The 17449-nt window shown below is 35.4% G+C and carries 21 protein-coding genes; 9 read left to right on the top strand and 12 right to left on the bottom strand.

The genetic code is table 11. The features are described 5' to 3' along the window. Positions 1–17: 17 nt before the first annotated feature. Entirely contained in the window at positions 18–440 is a 423-nt protein-coding gene (locus tag BHE19_RS06440; protein ID WP_070906400.1) for a hypothetical protein, read from the top strand. 90 nt (positions 441–530) lie between these two features. Further along, positions 531–1022: a septal ring lytic transglycosylase RlpA family protein gene (locus tag BHE19_RS06435; protein WP_017497434.1), complete on the top strand. Its 492-nt coding sequence runs from the start codon at positions 531–533 to the stop codon at positions 1020–1022. 79 nt (positions 1023–1101) lie between these two features. Here BHE19_RS06435 and BHE19_RS06430 read toward each other — a convergent pair whose 3' ends face one another. Continuing rightward, positions 1102–1557 carry a DinB family protein gene (locus tag BHE19_RS06430; RefSeq protein WP_070906399.1) on the bottom strand — a complete coding sequence of 152 codons (456 nt, stop codon included), beginning with the start codon at positions 1555–1557 and terminating at the stop codon, positions 1102–1104. 77 nt (positions 1558–1634) lie between these two features. Here BHE19_RS06430 and BHE19_RS06425 point away from each other — a divergent pair, with 77 nt between their 5' ends. From BHE19_RS06425 to nadD, 4 genes are all read left to right on the top strand, one after another. Next, positions 1635–1988, top strand: a complete 354-nt coding sequence (locus tag BHE19_RS06425) for an arsenate reductase family protein (RefSeq protein ID WP_017497432.1) — start codon at positions 1635–1637, stop codon at positions 1986–1988. Positions 1989–2193: 205 nt separating this feature from the next. Next, on the top strand, positions 2194–3054 hold the full coding sequence (locus tag BHE19_RS06420; RefSeq protein ID WP_035746767.1) for a YicC/YloC family endoribonuclease: 861 nt from the start codon (positions 2194–2196) through the stop codon (positions 3052–3054). Between the two features lie 89 nt (positions 3055–3143). After that, complete coding sequence (gene gmk, locus BHE19_RS06415; protein WP_017497430.1) at positions 3144–3716, top strand: guanylate kinase; 573 nt, start codon at positions 3144–3146, stop codon at positions 3714–3716. 109 nt (positions 3717–3825) lie between these two features. After that, positions 3826–4407 carry a nicotinate (nicotinamide) nucleotide adenylyltransferase gene (gene nadD / locus BHE19_RS06410; protein ID WP_070906398.1) on the top strand — a complete coding sequence of 194 codons (582 nt, stop codon included), beginning with the start codon at positions 3826–3828 and terminating at the stop codon, positions 4405–4407. Between the two features lie 157 nt (positions 4408–4564). On the opposite strand, the gene BHE19_RS06405 is transcribed toward nadD, so the two are convergent. The 9 genes from BHE19_RS06405 to BHE19_RS06365 all read right to left on the bottom strand — a co-directional run bounded on the left by BHE19_RS06405 (position 4565) and on the right by BHE19_RS06365 (position 11903). Further along, positions 4565–6034, bottom strand: coding sequence for a nicotinate phosphoribosyltransferase (locus BHE19_RS06405; RefSeq protein WP_070906397.1), 1470 nt, complete (start codon positions 6032–6034; stop codon positions 4565–4567). A gap of 24 nt (positions 6035–6058) precedes the next feature. Beyond that, positions 6059–6790 (bottom strand): metallophosphoesterase family protein, encoded by a 732-nt coding sequence (locus tag BHE19_RS06400; protein ID WP_070906396.1) that lies wholly within the window; start codon positions 6788–6790, stop codon positions 6059–6061. 3 nt (positions 6791–6793) lie between these two features. Beyond that, the gene (locus tag BHE19_RS06395) at positions 6794–7633 is read right to left on the bottom strand and encodes an ADP-ribosylglycohydrolase family protein (RefSeq protein ID WP_070906395.1); all 840 of its coding nucleotides are present in this window, start codon (positions 7631–7633) and stop codon (positions 6794–6796) included. Positions 7634–7678: 45 nt separating this feature from the next. Further along, positions 7679–8233, bottom strand: a complete 555-nt coding sequence (locus BHE19_RS06390) for an RNA 2'-phosphotransferase (protein ID WP_070906394.1) — start codon at positions 8231–8233, stop codon at positions 7679–7681. Between the two features lie 7 nt (positions 8234–8240). Continuing rightward, positions 8241–8768 carry an NADAR family protein gene (locus BHE19_RS06385; RefSeq protein ID WP_017497423.1) on the bottom strand — a complete coding sequence of 176 codons (528 nt, stop codon included), beginning with the start codon at positions 8766–8768 and terminating at the stop codon, positions 8241–8243. 88 nt (positions 8769–8856) lie between these two features. Next, on the bottom strand, positions 8857–9690 hold the full coding sequence (gene prs / locus BHE19_RS06380) for a ribose-phosphate diphosphokinase (protein ID WP_070906393.1): 834 nt from the start codon (positions 9688–9690) through the stop codon (positions 8857–8859). A 76-nt stretch (positions 9691–9766) separates the two neighbouring features. Continuing rightward, a complete protein-coding gene (locus tag BHE19_RS06375; protein ID WP_070906392.1) occupies positions 9767–10459 on the bottom strand; it encodes an NUDIX hydrolase in 693 nt (230 codons plus the stop codon). A 114-nt stretch (positions 10460–10573) separates the two neighbouring features. Next, a complete protein-coding gene (locus tag BHE19_RS06370) occupies positions 10574–10930 on the bottom strand; it encodes a PKD domain-containing protein (RefSeq protein WP_070906391.1) in 357 nt (118 codons plus the stop codon). 67 nt (positions 10931–10997) lie between these two features. Beyond that, positions 10998–11903, bottom strand: coding sequence for a LysR family transcriptional regulator (locus BHE19_RS06365; RefSeq protein ID WP_070906390.1), 906 nt, complete (start codon positions 11901–11903; stop codon positions 10998–11000). Between the two features lie 85 nt (positions 11904–11988). On the opposite strand from BHE19_RS06365, the gene BHE19_RS06360 reads away from it, so the two are divergent. The 3 genes from BHE19_RS06360 to BHE19_RS06350 all read left to right on the top strand — a co-directional run bounded on the left by BHE19_RS06360 (position 11989) and on the right by BHE19_RS06350 (position 15608). Further along, a complete protein-coding gene (locus tag BHE19_RS06360; RefSeq protein WP_207544107.1) occupies positions 11989–12750 on the top strand; it encodes a type 1 glutamine amidotransferase domain-containing protein in 762 nt (253 codons plus the stop codon). A 377-nt stretch (positions 12751–13127) separates the two neighbouring features. Beyond that, a complete protein-coding gene (locus BHE19_RS06355) occupies positions 13128–14285 on the top strand; it encodes an iron-containing alcohol dehydrogenase (RefSeq protein WP_070906389.1) in 1158 nt (385 codons plus the stop codon). A gap of 327 nt (positions 14286–14612) precedes the next feature. Next, positions 14613–15608: an NAD(P)H-dependent glycerol-3-phosphate dehydrogenase gene (locus BHE19_RS06350; protein ID WP_017497416.1), complete on the top strand. Its 996-nt coding sequence runs from the start codon at positions 14613–14615 to the stop codon at positions 15606–15608. Between the two features lie 272 nt (positions 15609–15880). Here the strand turns inward: BHE19_RS06350 and BHE19_RS06345 are convergent, their stop codons facing one another. Next, the gene (locus tag BHE19_RS06345; RefSeq protein ID WP_070906388.1) at positions 15881–16288 is read right to left on the bottom strand and encodes a hypothetical protein; all 408 of its coding nucleotides are present in this window, start codon (positions 16286–16288) and stop codon (positions 15881–15883) included. An 80-nt stretch (positions 16289–16368) separates the two neighbouring features. Next, positions 16369–17388: a phenylalanine--tRNA ligase subunit alpha gene (pheS, locus tag BHE19_RS06340; protein ID WP_070906387.1), complete on the bottom strand. Its 1020-nt coding sequence runs from the start codon at positions 17386–17388 to the stop codon at positions 16369–16371. Positions 17389–17449: the final 61 nt, after the last annotated feature.

Here is a 17449-nt window from a genome sequence, read left to right as displayed (position 1 = left end):
ATCAAAAAATCTAATTTATGTACCATTTTTTACAAAAGTTCCATTCAGGATGGGCTTATTTAGCGCTCTTGCTTTTATTAATTGCTACTGTAAATGCCATTATTGGACTTACATCTAAAAAAGAATTTACAGGCAAAGACCGCAAGATTGCATTATTTGCCTTGATTGGAACTCATACACAATTATTAGTTGGTTTAATCCTTTATTTTGTATCACCTTTAGGGAAAGCTGCCTTTGGCCAAATGTCTAATGCAGCGCTTAGACTTACTTCATTAGAACACCCTCTAATCAACATTATTGCTATCATTTTGATCACCATCGGATGGTCTAAACATAAAAAATTAGTTAATAGCGAAGCGAAGTTTAAAACTTTCGCTATATTTTACGGATTAGGATTATTGCTTATTTTAAGCAGAATCCCATGGAACCTGTGGTTCTAAGAAAAAACCAATTAAAGCCCTAAAAATAGGGCTTTTTTTATCTCGGCATATTATTTGTACAAACTCCCCAAGTCTGAAAAAAAATAAAACATGAGAAATAAAAAACATATTTTACTCACTGCACTTACTATAACTTTTTTAAGTTGTTTTACCTATGTTATAAGCCAAACAAAGCCTGCAACTGAACCTAAAATTACTCAGGATACTGTCAAAACTGCCAGACCTAATTTAATTGCAATACCAACTGATTCTGTTTTTACGGATAAGGGCTTGAAATTAAAACCTTATAAAAAAAATGCACATGCCTCTTATTATGCTGACCGATTTAATGGTAAAAAAACAGCTAACGGAAGCCGATTCAGCAACAGTGCTTACACTGCCGCACACAAAAAACTTCCTTTCGGAACGAGAATAAAAGTCACCAATGAAGCAAACGGGAAATTCGTAATTGTAAAAGTTACCGATCGCGGTCCATTTGTTCGAACAAGAGATCTTGATTTATCCAAAAGAGCCTTTATGGAAATCACAAAAAGTAAAGGAAGCGGTGCTATGAAAGTTACAATCGAAACTATAGTAGAATAACATCCTTTTAAAATACAAAACCCGACAGTTTTTTAGAAACTGTCGGGTTTTTTCGTAAATTAAGTTGTCTTAAAAAGATCTAAACAAACTTTCGAATACTCATCACTACTCCGGTATGAACACCTTCATGGTAATTATTAAAATCCAAAGCTCCGTTTATATTCTTCAGAGTATATCCTAAACTAGTGGTGTATTCATTATAATTCATAAAAATACCTGCCGCAAAATCATTTTCAACCTGCTTTAAAGTAGTCGAAAGCAGTTCACGTATTTCATCAACTTCTGCTTGCGAAACGTCTCCTTCCGGCTTAGTATCCTTTCGGTATTTAGCAATAAAATCTTCAGAAATGGTAACCGGCAATCCTGATAATTTATAAACCAAAGCCTGCTGTGAAGCAACGCAATGTGCGATATTCCAAATGATATTGTTATTGAATCCTTGCGGAATTTTGTTTAATTGTTCTAATGAATGACTGTCTAAAACTTTCAAAAGAATCTCTCTAATGGTCTTTTGTACTTCAAAAACTGGGTTCATATTTTTATTTTTTTTCTAAAATTAGGCAATTTTAAGTTTCAAATGGATTTTCTTTGTAGTCTCTTAAATTTAAACTTATGAACAAAATATATTACTTAGCATCCTGCGATACTTGCCGAAAAATCATTAAAGCATTACCGGAAGGCAACAACCTGGTTTTTCACGACATTAAACAAAACCCGATTACAGCAACTGAATTAGAAGAAATGTATCAACTTTCGGGAAGTTACGAAGCTTTGTTCAGCAAAAAAGCACAACTGTATAAATCGATGGATTTAAAGAACAAATCTTTAACGGAAGCCGATTTTAAAAAATACATCTTAGAACACTATACTTTTTTAAGCCGTCCTGTTTTTATTATTGACGGTAAAATCTACATCGGCAACAGTCAGCAGAATATTTTACAGGTAATGAAAGCCTTAGAACAATAATTTAGCTAAAAGCTGTAAAGATTCCCGGTTTGCGTTAGGGATAGAAGTGGAAATCCTTTTTTTGAGTTTTTTCTGCTCAAAAAAAGATTGAAACGAATAGCCCGACCGAAGGGAACGCCCAAAACCTTTTAAAAATAAGGCAATAGAAACTAGAAAACCTCACTCTAAAGTTTTTTAGTATCTTTGCGCCTTTATACTCAATTATATGATACAATCTATGACAGGGTTTGGCAAAGCTTCTTTGCAATTGCCTACAAAAAAAATTACCGTTGAAGTAAAATCCTTAAACAGTAAAGGTTTAGATTTAAATGTTAGAATGCCATCGGTATACCGCGAAATGGAACTAGGTTTAAGAACTCAAATCTCTACTAAACTGGAAAGAGGAAAAATTGATTTCGGAATTTACGTTGAAAGTACTTCTGAACAAACCTCAACTAAGGTAAATGTTCCTGTTGTAAAAAACTACATCGCTCAACTAAAAGAAGTTTACCCGGATGCGGATGAAACGGAACTGATGAAAATGGCCGTACGAATGCCGGATACCCTAAAGACCGAGCGTGAAGAAATTGATGAAAATGACTGGGAACAAATTCAGTTGATCATCGAAGAGGCTCTGGAAAACATTCTGACTTTCAGAAAAGACGAAGGAGAATCTCTTGAAAAAGAATTCAATCTCAGAATATCGAATATCCGTCAATACATGAACGACGCTCTGGCACTTGATCCGGAACGTATTAAAGCGATTAAAGACCGCTTACAAACTGCTATTTCAGAATTGAAAGTGAATGTGGATGAAAATCGTTTCGAGCAGGAATTGATTTATTATTTGGAAAAACTTGATATTACTGAGGAAAAAGTTCGTTTAACCAATCATTTGGATTATTTCCTTGAAACTATAAAAGGTTCTGAAGCTAACGGTAGAAAACTTGGATTCATCACTCAGGAAATGGGTCGTGAAATCAATACCATGGGTTCAAAATCAAATCATGCGCAAATGCAGAAACTGGTTGTCATGATGAAGGATGAATTGGAAAAGATCAAAGAACAGGTTTTAAATGTACTTTAAAAGCTGTAAGCTTAAGCGTTAGGCTATAAGCAAAAAACATAGAGTAAGTGAGCTTAAAGCGTACCGCCTAAAGCCTAAAGCATAAATTAATGAATAAAGGAAAATTAATTGTTTTTTCAGCACCATCAGGATCGGGAAAAACAACTATAGTAAAGCATTTATTAGGGAAAGAAGATTTAAATTTAGAATTTTCAATCTCAGCAGCTTCCCGCGACCCACGCGGAGAGGAAGAACACGGAAAGGATTATTATTTTATTTCGCTGGAGCAATTCAAGAAACACATCAAGGCTGAGGAATTCCTGGAATGGGAAGAAGTGTATCGTGACAACTTTTACGGCACTTTAAAATCGGAGATTGAAAGAATCTGGGCTTTAGGAAAAAATGTGATTTTTGATATTGATGTTGCAGGCGGACTGCGTATCAAGCACAAATTTCCGGAACAAACTTTGGCTGTATTTGTGAAACCTCCAAGTGTTGACGAACTAAAACGTCGACTAAAACAACGTTCTACAGAAAGTGATGACAAAATAAACATGCGAATTGCAAAGGCTTCAGTTGAACTGGCAACTGCACCGCAATTTGATACGATTATCAAAAATTACGATTTAGATACCGCTAAAGAAGAAGCATATCAGTTGGTAAAAGATTTTGTGAACAAATAGCTATTACACTAAGATTCGCAAAGAAGAAATCAGAGATTCACCAAAATTTTATAAATTACTTCGTGAATCTCTGCGAAAACTCTGCGAATCTTTGTGAAACAAAACATTTATGAAAATAGGCCTTTATTTCGGAACGTATAATCCCATTCATGTTGGTCATTTAATCATTGCCAACCACATGGCTGAGTTTGCCGATTTAGATCAGATATGGATGGTCGTTACACCACACAATCCGCTTAAAAAGAAATCTACCTTGTTAGACGATCACCAACGTTTGCAAATGGTGTATTTGGCCACTGAAGATTATCCGAAAATAAGACCTTCAGACATCGAATTCAAATTACCACAGCCTAGTTATACGGTCAATACACTGGTTCATTTGCATGAAAAGTATCCAACACATGACTTTTCTTTAATCATGGGCGAAGACAACCTGAAAACACTTCACAAATGGAAAAACTACGAAGTGCTTTTAGCAGATTACGATATTTATGTTTATCCTCGAATATCTGAAGAAGAGGAAAACATCGAATTAAAATCGCACCCAAAAGTGCATATTATTGATGCTCCAATTGTAGAAATCTCTTCTACTTTTATCCGAAACAGTATCAAAGAAGGCAAAAACATACAGCCTCTTTTACCACCAAAAGTTTGGGAATATATTGATCACAATAATTTTTACAAGAAGTAAAAAAAACACAATATTGTCATTCCGAGGAACGAGGAATCACACAAGTAATTCGACAAAGCTTGACGATTTTGATTGTAGAGTTTCTGGTGTGATTCCTCGTTCCTCGGAATGACAAGCACAAAAAAAAGCCTGAAATCAAATTCAGGCTTTCTTGTTTTTATGCTTCAACGTTTACCGCGCTTTTCACTCTTGTTCGAATCTCACTTAGCGACTGTTCTGTTAAAAGTTTCCCGTCTCTGAAAACTTCTTTTAATTCGCCTTGTTTTTCTTCTTCCCAGGAAACATTATCCGTTAGATGATATACACCATCAATTAAATCAATTTTCATTAATCCTTTGGCTGATTTTTTAGTTCCGTCATCTGTAATTGGATCTTTAAAGATCGCTCTGCCTTCTCCCTTAACTTCTCCATAAGTTGCTTTCATTGCAAAACCAAAAGTATCTCTGGTATTGTATTGATAGGTAAACGAACCGATTCCCAAAACAACGTTTGTAGAAGCAAATCCTTTTTCTTTTAATCTTTCGCAAATTTGGGTCGCCCTTGCTACCGTAATACTATCACCGTAAATGGCGCCAATCTGCGGAATAAGCTCCTTATATCCTTTTGCATTAACTGTACCTCCAAAAACATCCCAAAGCAGCTCAATTACCCCTTTTTTCTCTTCTTCTGTTTTTCCGTTTGGATTACCACAAATAATATCTACCGGATCGCCACTATCAGGTCGGATAACAACTTTACCTTTTCTGGCAATTATTTCTTCTTTCAGTCGTGGTAAATAGTCGGTCAGAACTTTCCATAAATCCCAGGTATCCGAAACGATAGATACGATTCCTTTTGGATACACTTCTGTAACCAATCTTTTAAACGTTTCACACTCTCCTTCGGTTGTTCCCATACACATTACAGAGTGCTCCGTTGCCGCAACTGAACCTGCAATCAATTCGGCATCAGAATCAGCATTGTAATATTCTTCAAAAAAGTCAATTACCGGAATGGTATCAGAACCCGTGAAACTCAATAAATGTCCAGCCGCAGAAGTAATTGCTGCCTCGATTCCCCCCATTCCTCTCATGGAGAAATCATGCGCCTGCCAATCTACAAATTCAGGAACTGATGATGTTTCGTCGGCAAATTTATCCAATACTTTTCGATATTCTTTTGCAATAGTAGCAGAGTTACAAGGCAACCAGACTATTGCAGACAATAAGGTTTCGAAATAATTAGTCAACCAGAAAAACTCCGGAAGTGTATTGTACATCGTAAACATGGGTACTCTTAATGGCACGCTAACACCTTCGGGCAACGCTTTAAAAACCATCGGAATATATCCTAAATCATGTAAATCTTCAATATGTTTGGTTCCAACCTGATTTTCACCTAAATAATTATTGATTCTGCGAGCGTATTTTTTAACGACTTCTTCTTTTGGCTTTTTAAAGAAATCGGCCTCAAAATCATGAATGATATATTTTTTGATGAAATATTGCAATCCGAAGAATACTACTTCTTCTAATCCTTCAATTCTTGATTTTCTTGGCGTCCAGTTGGAATATACTAATGTTGTTCCGTCTGGGTATTGTCTTCTGTGGTCAACTTTGTAACCGTCGGTTAATAATAATGGGTTCATAAAATTTCTTAGTTATTTTTTCAATTATTTATTTCTTCCTTTTTCATTTGGATAAAGCCCTTGTACTATATCACTTTGCCAAAATACTTTTGTTTCCACATCAAGACCCGTTAATCTGCCATAAAAGCCAGCCCCGGTATCGACATTCCACACATTGCATCCTTGCATTGGAATCTCTACATTATAATGAAGGGTTGGTGTGTGACCAATATAAATCTCATTATAAAGTAACAATCTTTTCGGATAGGAAAGCGAATTTTTTTTAATTCTCTTATCCATTGTCAAAGCCATTTCCCACAACGTTCTATCCCACGAATAATTGCTTTGGTAATGTTCTTTCTCCGGGCCATGCATCGACGAAAAACCGGCATGAATGAATAAATTGTTGTTTTCGTCTACAAAGTAATCTTTCATGCTATTGAAAAAATGGCGATGTTTTTCTTTTTCCGAACATTCAATATCGACATAACTCTCTATAGTCGATTTCCCTCCATGCAAAAACCAAATATCGTTTATAACATTATTCTCTAACCACTCCTGACACCAGACATCATGATTTCCTTTGATAAAAATACACTGTTGTTTTTGGGACAAATCAATCAGAAAATCAATTAATTGTTTTGATTCACTCCAGCCGTCTACATAGTCTCCCAAAAAAATAAACCGATCCCTTTCTGAGCAGTCAATTCTCTCTAATAACTGAATTAATGCTTTTAATCCGCCGTGAATATCCCCAAAAACAAAGGTTCTTTTCATGATTTAATTAAACTTATTATCGAGAGCTGCATCTAATTTTATTAGAAAATCTTTTCCAAATGTATCATTCTCTAAACCTTCATACAAAAAAGCAGGCAGGGTTTTATCGCAGTTTTCTTTGTTACTTAAAATCGCCATACACAAGGCAGCAACCGTATCGGTATCTCCACCATAATCGATACTTGTTTTTAAGCAATCTTTCATGGAAGTCGCTTCGGAAACGATTTTAATAACCGCTTGTGTAGTTGGGTATCCATGCATATCGATTGGCGAAGTAATTTTATAGGTTTCATTCTCCTTCAGCGTTTCATTTAAAAATGACACTAAACTCGATCCGTCACCCAAATTGTATTTAAAATAGTGAACAGCCAAGGCAATACGCTTCGCACAACTGATCCCTTCAACAGTATAATGAGAAGTTCTTGCCTGAATTTCACAGAAGCTCATCAATTGCTCTATATCTTTTAAATAACCAATACTATAGGCTCGCATAGCAGAACCGTTTCCGTTACTTCCGTTGTTGATTATTTTAATGAAATCAGATCCATTTCTACTCGCGTCCAAGGCATTGTAAACTCTGTCGGAATAACCTCTTCTTTTATCTCGGTGAAATACTTCAACAAACTTATCTGCTACTTTGATTTCGTTCCAATTATCCTCTTCTAATAACAATTCCGAGATGGCAATTGCCATTTGCGTATCGTCTGTATAGCGTTTGTAAATTTCAGTATAAAGTCCGTGTTTGTGATACTGGGTTAAATGGTTGTTCTGAGAAATGAAATCCAGATCCCGAAATTCAAAACCTGCACCATATGCATCACCTATTGCTGCTTCTAGTATCATAATTTGTTGTGTTTTATAATTTTAAATGATGCCTACTCCTCCTCCTTATGATTTAAACTCTATGTACTTTGCCGGAACCTCAGCGGTCAGCCAAACATTATTCTCGGACAGATAAAATTTAAAACCATCTCTGTACATGACACCACTTCTTACTGTCAGAATCTGCGGAGCTCCCCGCCTGCTTCCTACTTTTATTGCCGTTTCTTTGTCTTTGGAAAGATGTACATGCTGACGGCTCATTTTTTGTAAGCCTTCAAGTTTTATACTCTCCATAAACTTTCCAACAGTTCCGTGGTATAAAAACTCTGAAGGTTCGGCCTCCTTCAGGTTGAGCTCAACTGAAATTGAATGTCCCTGACTTGCTCTGATCTTTGTTTTGTCTTCATTAAAAGCAAAACGTTTTTTATCGTTGTTTTCTACCACATAATCCAAAAGTTCGGCCGTCATCTGATTTTGGCTTCCATTTTTATTACATTTTATAATCAATTCTTCAACATCTGCCCAGCCGTTTTCGTCTAACTTAAGACCGATGGTTTCGGGTGAATGTCTGAGCACCAGACTTAGAAATTTGCTGACGCTTTTTGCTGTTTTTTCATTCATAACTCAACTATTTCAATTCATCCCTAACTTCCATCAAAGCAAAACCTAATAAGTTAAGCCCTTTCCATTTAGCAGGATTCAGAACATCTTTATGATCACCTGCCATTCCAATTCCCCAGATTGGATCAACGGGACTCGCTTCGACTATTACTCTTTCATCTGTGTTTAGCAAAAAAGCTTTCAAATCGGGGTTTTGACTGAACTTATGGTAGTTTCCTTCTTTTACAATCTCAAATCGGTTTTCTAACCAAATTGCATCGTCATAATTTTTAACTTGACGTCCCAACTTTTTAGCTTCAGCAGGAGAATTAGCTTTAATGATTTTATTTAAAACTTCATTATCGTTAAACAATTCGGCTTTTTTTGCCATCATCCAGTGTTCGGCAGTTTTATACGTCACGCCATTTACTTTAAAAGAACTTAACCACCACTGACTAAAGCAGGTTTTGGTAATCGTTCCGTCTTTACTGGGCTGATGTCCCCAGAAAAATAAAAACTTACTTTCCGGAGCTATGGTATCTATATTGTATTTCATGTTTTTTGTTATTGAAACAAAGAAGCGGGTTCTCTGTTATTTTGTTTCAAGTTTCAGGTTCCCTATATAACTTGAAATCTGAAACTTTTTAAACTAATTGATCCAATCCAATCACCTGAACGCTTTCGCCTTCGAAATCTTTTACTGAATTGGTGGTAAAAATAGTGTCGAAGCAATTTAAAACTTCGAAACCTTTATTGAAAATTCCGTGGCTTACTGCTAAGTATAATTTTCCGGCATTTTTCTTTTTTAATTCTTCAGCTAATCCGACGAAAGTTCCTCCTCCGTCGCAAATATCATCTACAATTAAACAGTCCATTCCGTTTAGATCGTCTTCATAAACTTTGAAACCAGATAATCTTCCGGTTTTTACATCTCGGCTTTTGCTACATTCTACCACTTCAATTCCGCCAAGAAATTCAGAAACTTTGTAAATTTTCTTTAATGCGCCACCGTCCGGAGAAATTAATTTTACGTTTTCACCAATTTCTTTCAAAACCGCTGCAATAAAAGTATGATTCGGAATTACTTCGCAATTGTTTACTAATGCAGGTGTAACTTCAGAATGTGCATCAAAAACAAACACTTTATTCAACTGAAGCGTATTAATGATATCAGCATATACTTTTACAGATAAAGATTCGCCTTTAATCATCACACGATCCTGTCTGGCAGCCGGGAAATACGGAATAAACAAGTCGATTACTTTCACGTCCATTCTGCGTAAAGCATCAACCGTGATGCACAACAAACCTAAATCGTTGAATGAATTTAAACGGTGTGTGATCGTTACTTTTTGGGTATTGTCAAAATCAGGACTGATTTTAATATGAGGTTCTCCTCCTGAAAATGTGAAACTTTGAAATTTGATTTCTTCCTTATTAAGAATTGGAGTGAATTTTGGGTCTAAATTAAGTATCATAGTTTTTTTTAGTTTGCGTTAATTATACGCAAATATAAGTCAATATATTTATTAAACAATTTATTTTGTGTAAAATTTACGCAAACTTTATTTCGAAGTGAAAACCACTACCAATTAATTCTTTGTATTTCAAATCATTAAACTTAAAAAGTTTAGCCGGGCGACCGCTTTTTATTGGTGAAAAATGATCTGTTTGATCCAGAAAACCATAGCTGAGTATCTTCTTTCTAAAATTTCTTCGATCTATTTCCTTCTCTAATATCGTACAATAAAGATTCTCGAGGTCAGAAAACAAAAATTCCTGAGGAAGTAAATCGAAACCTACCGGTTCGTAAGTCAGTTTTGCTTTTAATCTTGCTAATGCAGTTTTTACAATTAAATTATGATCGAATGCCAGATCGGGAATTTCATCTATTTTGAACCATTGTACACGTTCAGCATCAGTATCCGCTTTAATTTCCAGACTTGAAGCGTCTACTAAAGCATAATAAGCAACGGAAATAACACGATTTCTGGAATCTCTATGGATATCATCTCCAAAAGTATACAGCTGCTCCATAAAAGTAAGCTGAACATTGGTCTCTTCGTGCAGTTCTCTGATAACGGCATCACTCAAAGATTCGTCCTGTTTTACTAAACCACCCGGCAAAGCCCAATACTTATCGGCAGACCCAAACTTTTGCTCTATTAAAAGCACATACAAACTGTTGTTCTTATATCCAAACACAATGGCATCAACCGCAATTCGAATATTTTGAAAATTTTCCATATTTTAAAACTCCTATCTCACAAATATAACGAATGAGAGTCAATTTCATAATCTATCACATCAGCAATAAATTATAAAATTGACTCTCATCAATATTCTATTTCCTTCGGTCTTCTAGTTTATTGTTACTGTTCTTTTTGGGATAGAAGTACATTCTGAACCATTTATCCCAACAGTAACCTCTGCACTAACTTCATAAGTTCCTGCTGCCGGATAGGTATGCGTAATATCTTTACCGGTTCCGGTGGTCCCGTCTCCAAATGTCCACTTTACACCAATTAGAGTTCCGGATCCGCTATATCCAACGGAATAGTTCATTAGTTTCGGATTAGTAGCATCAGTTGAATTATGTAGTTTTACAAAAATTGCTTCTGTAAGGCAATCTGCGATCTCATCTTCTTCACGTTTAGTACAGGAATTAACTGTATACAACACAAGCGCAACCATTATAACAGATACTAACTTTTTCATTTTTAAAAATATTAAGAATTTATCTCCCAAAATTATTCTTTAAAAATACAGAAAACAATGATTTCTGTCATAATCGGTTACCAAAAAACAATTTTAACTCTTTGGAGATAATTTCAAAAAACGAATTCAAATTGTTGTTTTTAGCGGTCAATACATACACATACTCTTCCGGCACATGAAAACTGTTCCACAATAACTGCAATTTATTCTCTTTAATATATTTTCGTGCATTGCAGTTCCAGGTTATCGCTACTCCTTCATTATCGGATAACATCCTTAACATTTCAGATTCAGACGGAATAATATAGTTCGGAACCATAGAGGGCCTTTTTTTATTAAAAGCGTGTAGCCAAAATAGTTTTATATGTGGAATTCTGGCATCGTGACTGTACCATTTTTGTTCATTGAGCCATTGCTCTACTTCCGCATAGTTATCTGATTTTAATTTCTGACGAAATTCTGTACCATCCAAACGTACTGGTGCCACCATAATGAGCTTAATTTTCCCCACAATTTCGTAGACCGTATCAAAGGTGTCAAATCTTTTTGTGGTAATTGCAAAGTCAAGCTTTTTAGCATCCACTAACTCAAAAAGAACATCGTTTTCTGCAAAAGTAAAATCGATTAAATCGAACTTAGCAATCAACAGGTTTCCAATACAATTAAAAAGATTTTTGGAGATCCCAACAGAAATTAACCGATTGGCATCTTCTGCTTTTGCCCGAAAGCTGCTTTCTACATTTTCAAGCCGATCCAGCGCATCTATGATTAAATTATTCAGTAACTTAGCGTATTCCGTTGGTTCTACGCCTTTTGACTTTCGATTGAACAATTTATTTCCAACATGTGCTTCCAGCATAGAAATTTGCTGGCTCACCGCAGGCTGGCTCATAAATAACTCTTTTGCAGCGATAGAAAAATTCCCGTTTTTATATACAGCCTTAAAGGTTCTGTACCACTCCAGATTCACCATGACATAAATATATTTATAACAAACATAGTTTATTTTATTTTTACTGATATCACTTTAGTCGTAAATTTGATCAAAATTTAAACTTATGAAAAAGATAACCTTACTTACGATTATAGCCTTTAGTGCTTTTAGTACTTCAGCTATAGCGCAAAAAGCAACAAAAAAAGGCACCAAAAAAGTACTGTTTGTTGTAACCAGTAACGATAAACTGGGAAATACCGGAGAGAAAACCGGATTTTGGTCAGAAGAATTTGCTGCACCTTATTATGAGCTATTAGATCAGGGCGTCGAGATTACAATTGCTTCTCCACTGGGAGGTCAACCTCCAATTGACCCTAAAAGTGCCGATCCGGCATCAGCCACTGAAGACACCAAACGTTTTGACGCTGATAAAACTTTGCAAGAGAAGTTAAAACATACCCATAAACTTTCGACTATCAACCAAAAAGATTACGATGCTGTGTTTTACCCTGGAGGTCATGGTCCGCTTTGGGATTTGGTAGAAGATAAAAGTTCCATTGCTTTAATTGAATCCTTCTATACTCATAAAAAACCTGTAGCTTTTGTTTGTCATGCTCCGGCAGTCTTAAAAAACGTAAAAGTTAAAGGCGAATTTTTAGTAAAAGGCAAAAAAGTAACCGGTTTTACAAATACCGAAGAAGAAGCGGTGGGGTTAACTAAAGTAGTGCCGTTCTTATTAGAAGATGCTTTGACAAAAAATGGCGCTACCTTTTCAAAAGCAGCCAACTGGCAACCGTATGCTGTAGAAGATGGCCTTTTAATTACGGGGCAAAACCCGGCTTCATCTAAATTAGTAGCCGGAAAATTATTACTGCAATTGAATTAATAAAGACACTGAGATACTAAGATTCTGAGATTCTAAGTAACAGAACTTAGAAATATTAAAATAAAACAGTTACCCTAATAAAAGATGCTAAGGCATTGAGATTTTAAGAATCTAAAAAAACTTAGAACCTCAGCATCTTAGAAACTTAAAAAATTACCGAACAAAACCCGGCTTCATCTAAATTAGTGGCTGAAAAATTATTACAGCAATTGAATTAATAAAGATTCTGAGGTACTAAGACACTAAGATTCTAAGTTATTAAACTAACGAACTTAACAATAAAAAAATAATGAAAGATGCTGAGACATTGAGATTTTAAGAATCTAAAAAAAACTTAGAACCTTAGCACCTCAGCATCTTAGAAACTCTAAAAAAAAATGCTAAACTTTGAATTATACAATCCGACGAATTTAATTTTCGGAAAAGGACAAATTGAAAAACTTTCGACTTTAATTCCTAAAGATGCCAAAATCTTACTGGCTTATGGCGGCGGAAGTATTTTTAAAAACGGAATTCACGAACAGGTGATTCAAAACTTAAAAGGTTTTGATATCGTAGAATTTGGCGGAATTGAACCCAATCCACATTTTGAAACATTGATGAAAGCGGTTGCTGTTATTAAGGCTGAAAAAATTGACTTCATCTTAGCTGTTGGCGGTGGTTCTGTAATTGATGGTGTGAAATTCATTTCAGCGGCCGTAAATTTCGACGGAAATCCGATTGACATTTTGCAAAAACGATTACTTATTAAAGAAAACGCTATGCCTTTTGGAACTGTTTTGACTTTACCTGCAACGGGAAGCGAAATGAATTCAGGAGCTGTTGTTACCATCGAAGCAACACAGGAAAAACTGGCTTTTGGCGGAAGTGCCCTTTTTCCTAAATTTTCAATTTGTGACCCAACTGTAATTGCCTCATTACCAAAAAGACAATTGCAAAATGGTGTTGTCGATGCTTATACACACGTGATGGAGCAATACCTGACCTACCCGCATGAAGGATATTTACAAGACCGTATTGCCGAAGGAATTTTACAGACGTTAATTGAAGTTGGTCCTAAAGTGGTTGAAAATCCAACCGACTATGCTTTGGCTTCTAATTTTATGTGGAGCTGTACAATGGCTTTAAACGGACTGATTCAAAAAGGAGTTCCTTCTGACTGGGCCACACATATGATTGGTCATGAATTAACGGCTTTATACGGAATTGATCATGCCAGAACGTTGGCGATTATCGGACCAAGTTTGTACCAAATAATGTTTGATACCAAAAAAGAAAAGCTGGCACAGTACGGCAGAAGAATTTTCAACTTAACGGGTTCTGACGATGAAGTGGCAAAAGAAGCCATCAATCAAACTGTAGCATTTTTCCATACTATGGGAATGGATACTAAACTTTCGCAATACACAGACGATTATAGCAAAACGGCTGATTTTATTGTAAACCGATTTAATGAAAGAGGCTGGAAAGGTTTGGGTGAAAAACAACTAATTACTTTAGACAAAGTAAAATCGATTGTTGAAATGAGCTACTAAGGCATAAATTCCAAATAAAAAAACAAATTCCAGTTTTAAGCTCATTTGGAATTTTACAAAAAAGGCGTTCTCATTTTATGGGAACGCCTTCTTACAATACTAAAACAAAATTAACTAACTCAATTCTTGCTAAACTCATTAAATTCTAATTTATAAATAGTTACAACGTACGGATTGCCTTTTTATTGTATAATCGTTAAAATATTTTCTGTTTCAATTTAAATCCTCTGGAAACCATTGTATTTAAAGAGGCTTTCCAAATTTCTTAAATGAGATTTTGTATTATTACTACATTATTAAGTACTTTTGCTTTAAATTATTAAAATAATGAGTGAAAATTTAAAATTTGCAGTAATTGGAGGAGGAAGCTGGGCAACGGCAATTGCAAAGATGTTATGTGTAAATCTTTCAGAAATTGCCTGGTACATGCGTAATGACGCTGCTATCGAACACATTCAGAAATACAAACACAATCCGAATTACTTAAGTTCGGTTGAATTTGATACGGCAAAACTTAAACTGACCAATAATATTAATGAAGCAGTCGCTTATGCAGATTATGTGATTTTTGCAATTCCTTCTGCATTTTTAGATGGTGAATTGAAAAATTTGACGGTTTCATTGTCTGATAAAATTATCTTTTCTGCTATTAAAGGAATCGTTCCTGAAACAAGTTTGATTGTTGGAGAACATTTTCACATTCAATACGACATTCCCTACTACAATATCGGTGTAATTACAGGTCCTTGTCATGCTGAAGAAGTAGCATTAGAAAGACTTTCCTATTTAACAATTGCCTGCGGGGATCCGGAAAAAGCTTCAATCGTAGCAAAACATTTATCCGGAAATTATATCAAAGCCAAAATCTCAGATGATATTATTGGTACTGAGTATGCGGCAATGCTTAAAAACATTTATGCCATTGCAGCGGGAATTGCTCATGGATTAGGTTATGGAGATAACTTTCAGTCGGTTATGATGAGTAACGGAATTCGCGAGATGAAGAAATTTATCCGAAAAGTTCATAAAATGAAACGCAACATCAATGACTCCGCTTATTTAGGCGATTTATTGGTTACAGGTTACTCTGTGTTCTCGAGAAACAGAATGTTCGGAAACATGATTGGTAAAGGCTATACGGTAAAAAGTGCGATGATGGAGATGAGTATGGTGGCCGAAGGTTATTATGCCACTAAAAGCGCTTATAAGCTAAATCAGGGCTATGGTGCAAAAACGCCAATTATCGATGCTGTTTACGCTGTTTTATACGAAGGAAAAGATGCAAAATCGGTTTTCAAAAAATTAACGGAGTCTTTGGATTAGTTTTTTTTTAGAGAAGTGAGATTATAGAGAATAGAAAATAGAATATAGAGACAAGAACAAAGAAGCAAGATTATAGATTGTGAACTTGTTTTTGACAGATAAAAAAAGAGTCAGGACAGAATTAAAATTCACCTTGACTCTTTTTTATTTTAATATAAAGAAATCTAAACTCTTGCTTCTAGCTTCTATAGTCTTTACTCTATAGTCTTTACTCTATATTCTTGCTTCTTTGCTCTAGCTTCTTGCTTCTACAAACCTGCACTCCGCTCTACCTACTTCACCATAACTCCTTCAACAAATAAAATAGGCACTTCCTCCGTATCGTTTTCGTTGATCAGGTTTGCTTTAAAAGTAAATTTCTTGTCGTACAACGTATTGCCAATGAAAAACGTCACCATAAATTCGTTGTTCAGGACCAGTAAGCTTTTTTCAACCATTTCGATTTTCACGACCGAAACTGCAGGAACTTCTACAAAGGCATGACGTAAAACGGACGTTTTTTTCATCTCGCCATCGATCGTTCCAAATGCTTTTGAAACTACCATCACGCTGTCCAGGTTAAAATCACTGTCGTTTACCAGGTAAGCGTACCATACTTTTTCCATAAAGTCATCGCTCCATTCCTGTACTGCTGCAAGAAATACGTTTTCTACTTCGGGAATTGTTATATCTTTTTTCATAATCTTAGTAATTCGTAAAATATAAATAGTGATTAGAAAGAAGACTTCTCACTAATCACTATTTACTAATAACTTTATTTTTAAATATTGGCCTTGAACTGTTCTAAGAAACGAACATCATTTTCGTAAAACATACGAATATCACCAATTTGATACAGTAACATAGCAATACGCTCTACTCCCATTCCGAAAGCAAAACCGTTGTATTCATCAGGATTGATGTCACAATTTTTCAAAACATTTGGATCTACCATACCGCAACCACCAATTTCCAGCCAGCCAGTTCCTTTAGTGATACGATAATCAGTTTCGGTTTTTAAACCCCAATAAATATCAATTTCGGCACTTGGTTCTGTAAATGGGAAATACGACGGACGTAAACGAATCTTCGATTTTCCGAACATTTCTTTAGTGAAATAAAGCAAAGTCTGTTTTAAGTCGGCAAACGATACCTCTTTGTCAATATACAAACCTTCTACCTGATGGAAAATACAGTGTGAACGAGACGAAATGGCTTCGTTACGAAATACACGTCCCGGAGAAATAGTACGAATTGGCGGTTTATGATTTTCCATATAACGCACCTGAACAGATGATGTATGCGTACGCAACAACACATCAGGATTAGTCTGAATGAAAAAAGTATCCTGCATATCACGCGCCGGATGGTATTCCGGTAAGTTCAAAGCGGTGAAATTATGCCAGTCGTCTTCGATTTCCGGACCTTCAGAAACGTTGAAACCAATGTTCGCAAAAATATCAATAATCTGATTTTTAACAATTGAAATCGGGTGACGTGAACCAATAATTACTGGCTCTGCCGCACGAGTTAAATCACCAAACATTCCTTTTACTTCTTGTTTGCTTTCCAGTTCTTCCTGAATAACTCTTACTTTTTCTTCGGCAACCGATTTTAAAGTATTTATTACCTGTCCAAAATCTTTTTTCTGGTCGTTTGGAATGTTTTTGAACTCTGTAAAAAGCTCTTTCAACAAACCTTTACTCCCTAAATACTTGATACGGAATTGCTCTAAAGATTCTTTATTTTTATCATTAAAGGCTTTTGCTTCCTCTATATGTTCTTTTATCTTGTCTATCATCAGTCTTGCTTTGAAGGTGCAAATTTACGTAATTTTAGTTGAAAGTATACAGTCTCAGTCT

The sequence above is a fragment of the Flavobacterium tructae genome, from assembly GCF_001853485.1.
Classification (GTDB): Bacteria; Bacteroidota; Bacteroidia; order Flavobacteriales; family Flavobacteriaceae; genus Flavobacterium; species Flavobacterium tructae.
The sequence above is the reverse complement of the archived record's forward strand: the minus strand, read 5'-3'. Positions and strand labels throughout refer to the sequence as shown.

Excerpts from the sequence above, each read along its gene's own strand:
- BHE19_RS06365 (WP_070906390.1), bottom strand. The coding sequence starts at position 11,903 with ATGGTGAATCTGGAGTGGTACAGAACCTTTAAGGCTGTATATAAAAAC.
- BHE19_RS06345 (WP_070906388.1), bottom strand. The coding sequence starts at position 16,288 with ATGAAAAAAGATATAACAATTCCCGAAGTAGAAAACGTATTTCTTGCA.
- BHE19_RS06440 (WP_070906400.1), top strand. The coding sequence starts at position 18 with ATGTACCATTTTTTACAAAAGTTCCATTCAGGATGGGCTTATTTAGCG.
- BHE19_RS06395 (WP_070906395.1), bottom strand. The coding sequence starts at position 7,633 with ATGATACTAGAAGCAGCAATAGGTGATGCATATGGTGCAGGTTTTGAA.
- BHE19_RS06405 (WP_070906397.1), bottom strand. The coding sequence starts at position 6,034 with ATGAACCCATTATTATTAACCGACGGTTACAAAGTTGACCACAGAAGA.
- prs (WP_070906393.1), bottom strand. The coding sequence starts at position 9,690 with ATGATACTTAATTTAGACCCAAAATTCACTCCAATTCTTAATAAGGAA.
- BHE19_RS06400 (WP_070906396.1), bottom strand. The coding sequence starts at position 6,790 with ATGAAAAGAACCTTTGTTTTTGGGGATATTCACGGCGGATTAAAAGCA.
- BHE19_RS06420 (WP_035746767.1), top strand. The coding sequence starts at position 2,194 with ATGATACAATCTATGACAGGGTTTGGCAAAGCTTCTTTGCAATTGCCT.
- BHE19_RS06375 (WP_070906392.1), bottom strand. The coding sequence starts at position 10,459 with ATGGAAAATTTTCAAAATATTCGAATTGCGGTTGATGCCATTGTGTTT.
- pheS (WP_070906387.1), bottom strand. The coding sequence starts at position 17,388 with ATGATAGACAAGATAAAAGAACATATAGAGGAAGCAAAAGCCTTTAAT.
- gmk (WP_017497430.1), top strand. The coding sequence starts at position 3,144 with ATGAATAAAGGAAAATTAATTGTTTTTTCAGCACCATCAGGATCGGGA.
- BHE19_RS06435 (WP_017497434.1), top strand. The coding sequence starts at position 531 with ATGAGAAATAAAAAACATATTTTACTCACTGCACTTACTATAACTTTT.
- BHE19_RS06355 (WP_070906389.1), top strand. The coding sequence starts at position 13,128 with ATGCTAAACTTTGAATTATACAATCCGACGAATTTAATTTTCGGAAAA.
- BHE19_RS06360 (WP_207544107.1), top strand. The coding sequence starts at position 11,989 with ATGAAAAAGATAACCTTACTTACGATTATAGCCTTTAGTGCTTTTAGT.
- BHE19_RS06370 (WP_070906391.1), bottom strand. The coding sequence starts at position 10,930 with ATGAAAAAGTTAGTATCTGTTATAATGGTTGCGCTTGTGTTGTATACA.
- BHE19_RS06350 (WP_017497416.1), top strand. The coding sequence starts at position 14,613 with ATGAGTGAAAATTTAAAATTTGCAGTAATTGGAGGAGGAAGCTGGGCA.
- nadD (WP_070906398.1), top strand. The coding sequence starts at position 3,826 with ATGAAAATAGGCCTTTATTTCGGAACGTATAATCCCATTCATGTTGGT.
- BHE19_RS06385 (WP_017497423.1), bottom strand. The coding sequence starts at position 8,768 with ATGAAATACAATATAGATACCATAGCTCCGGAAAGTAAGTTTTTATTT.
- BHE19_RS06430 (WP_070906399.1), bottom strand. The coding sequence starts at position 1,557 with ATGAACCCAGTTTTTGAAGTACAAAAGACCATTAGAGAGATTCTTTTG.
- BHE19_RS06390 (WP_070906394.1), bottom strand. The coding sequence starts at position 8,233 with ATGAATGAAAAAACAGCAAAAAGCGTCAGCAAATTTCTAAGTCTGGTG.
- BHE19_RS06425 (WP_017497432.1), top strand. The coding sequence starts at position 1,635 with ATGAACAAAATATATTACTTAGCATCCTGCGATACTTGCCGAAAAATC.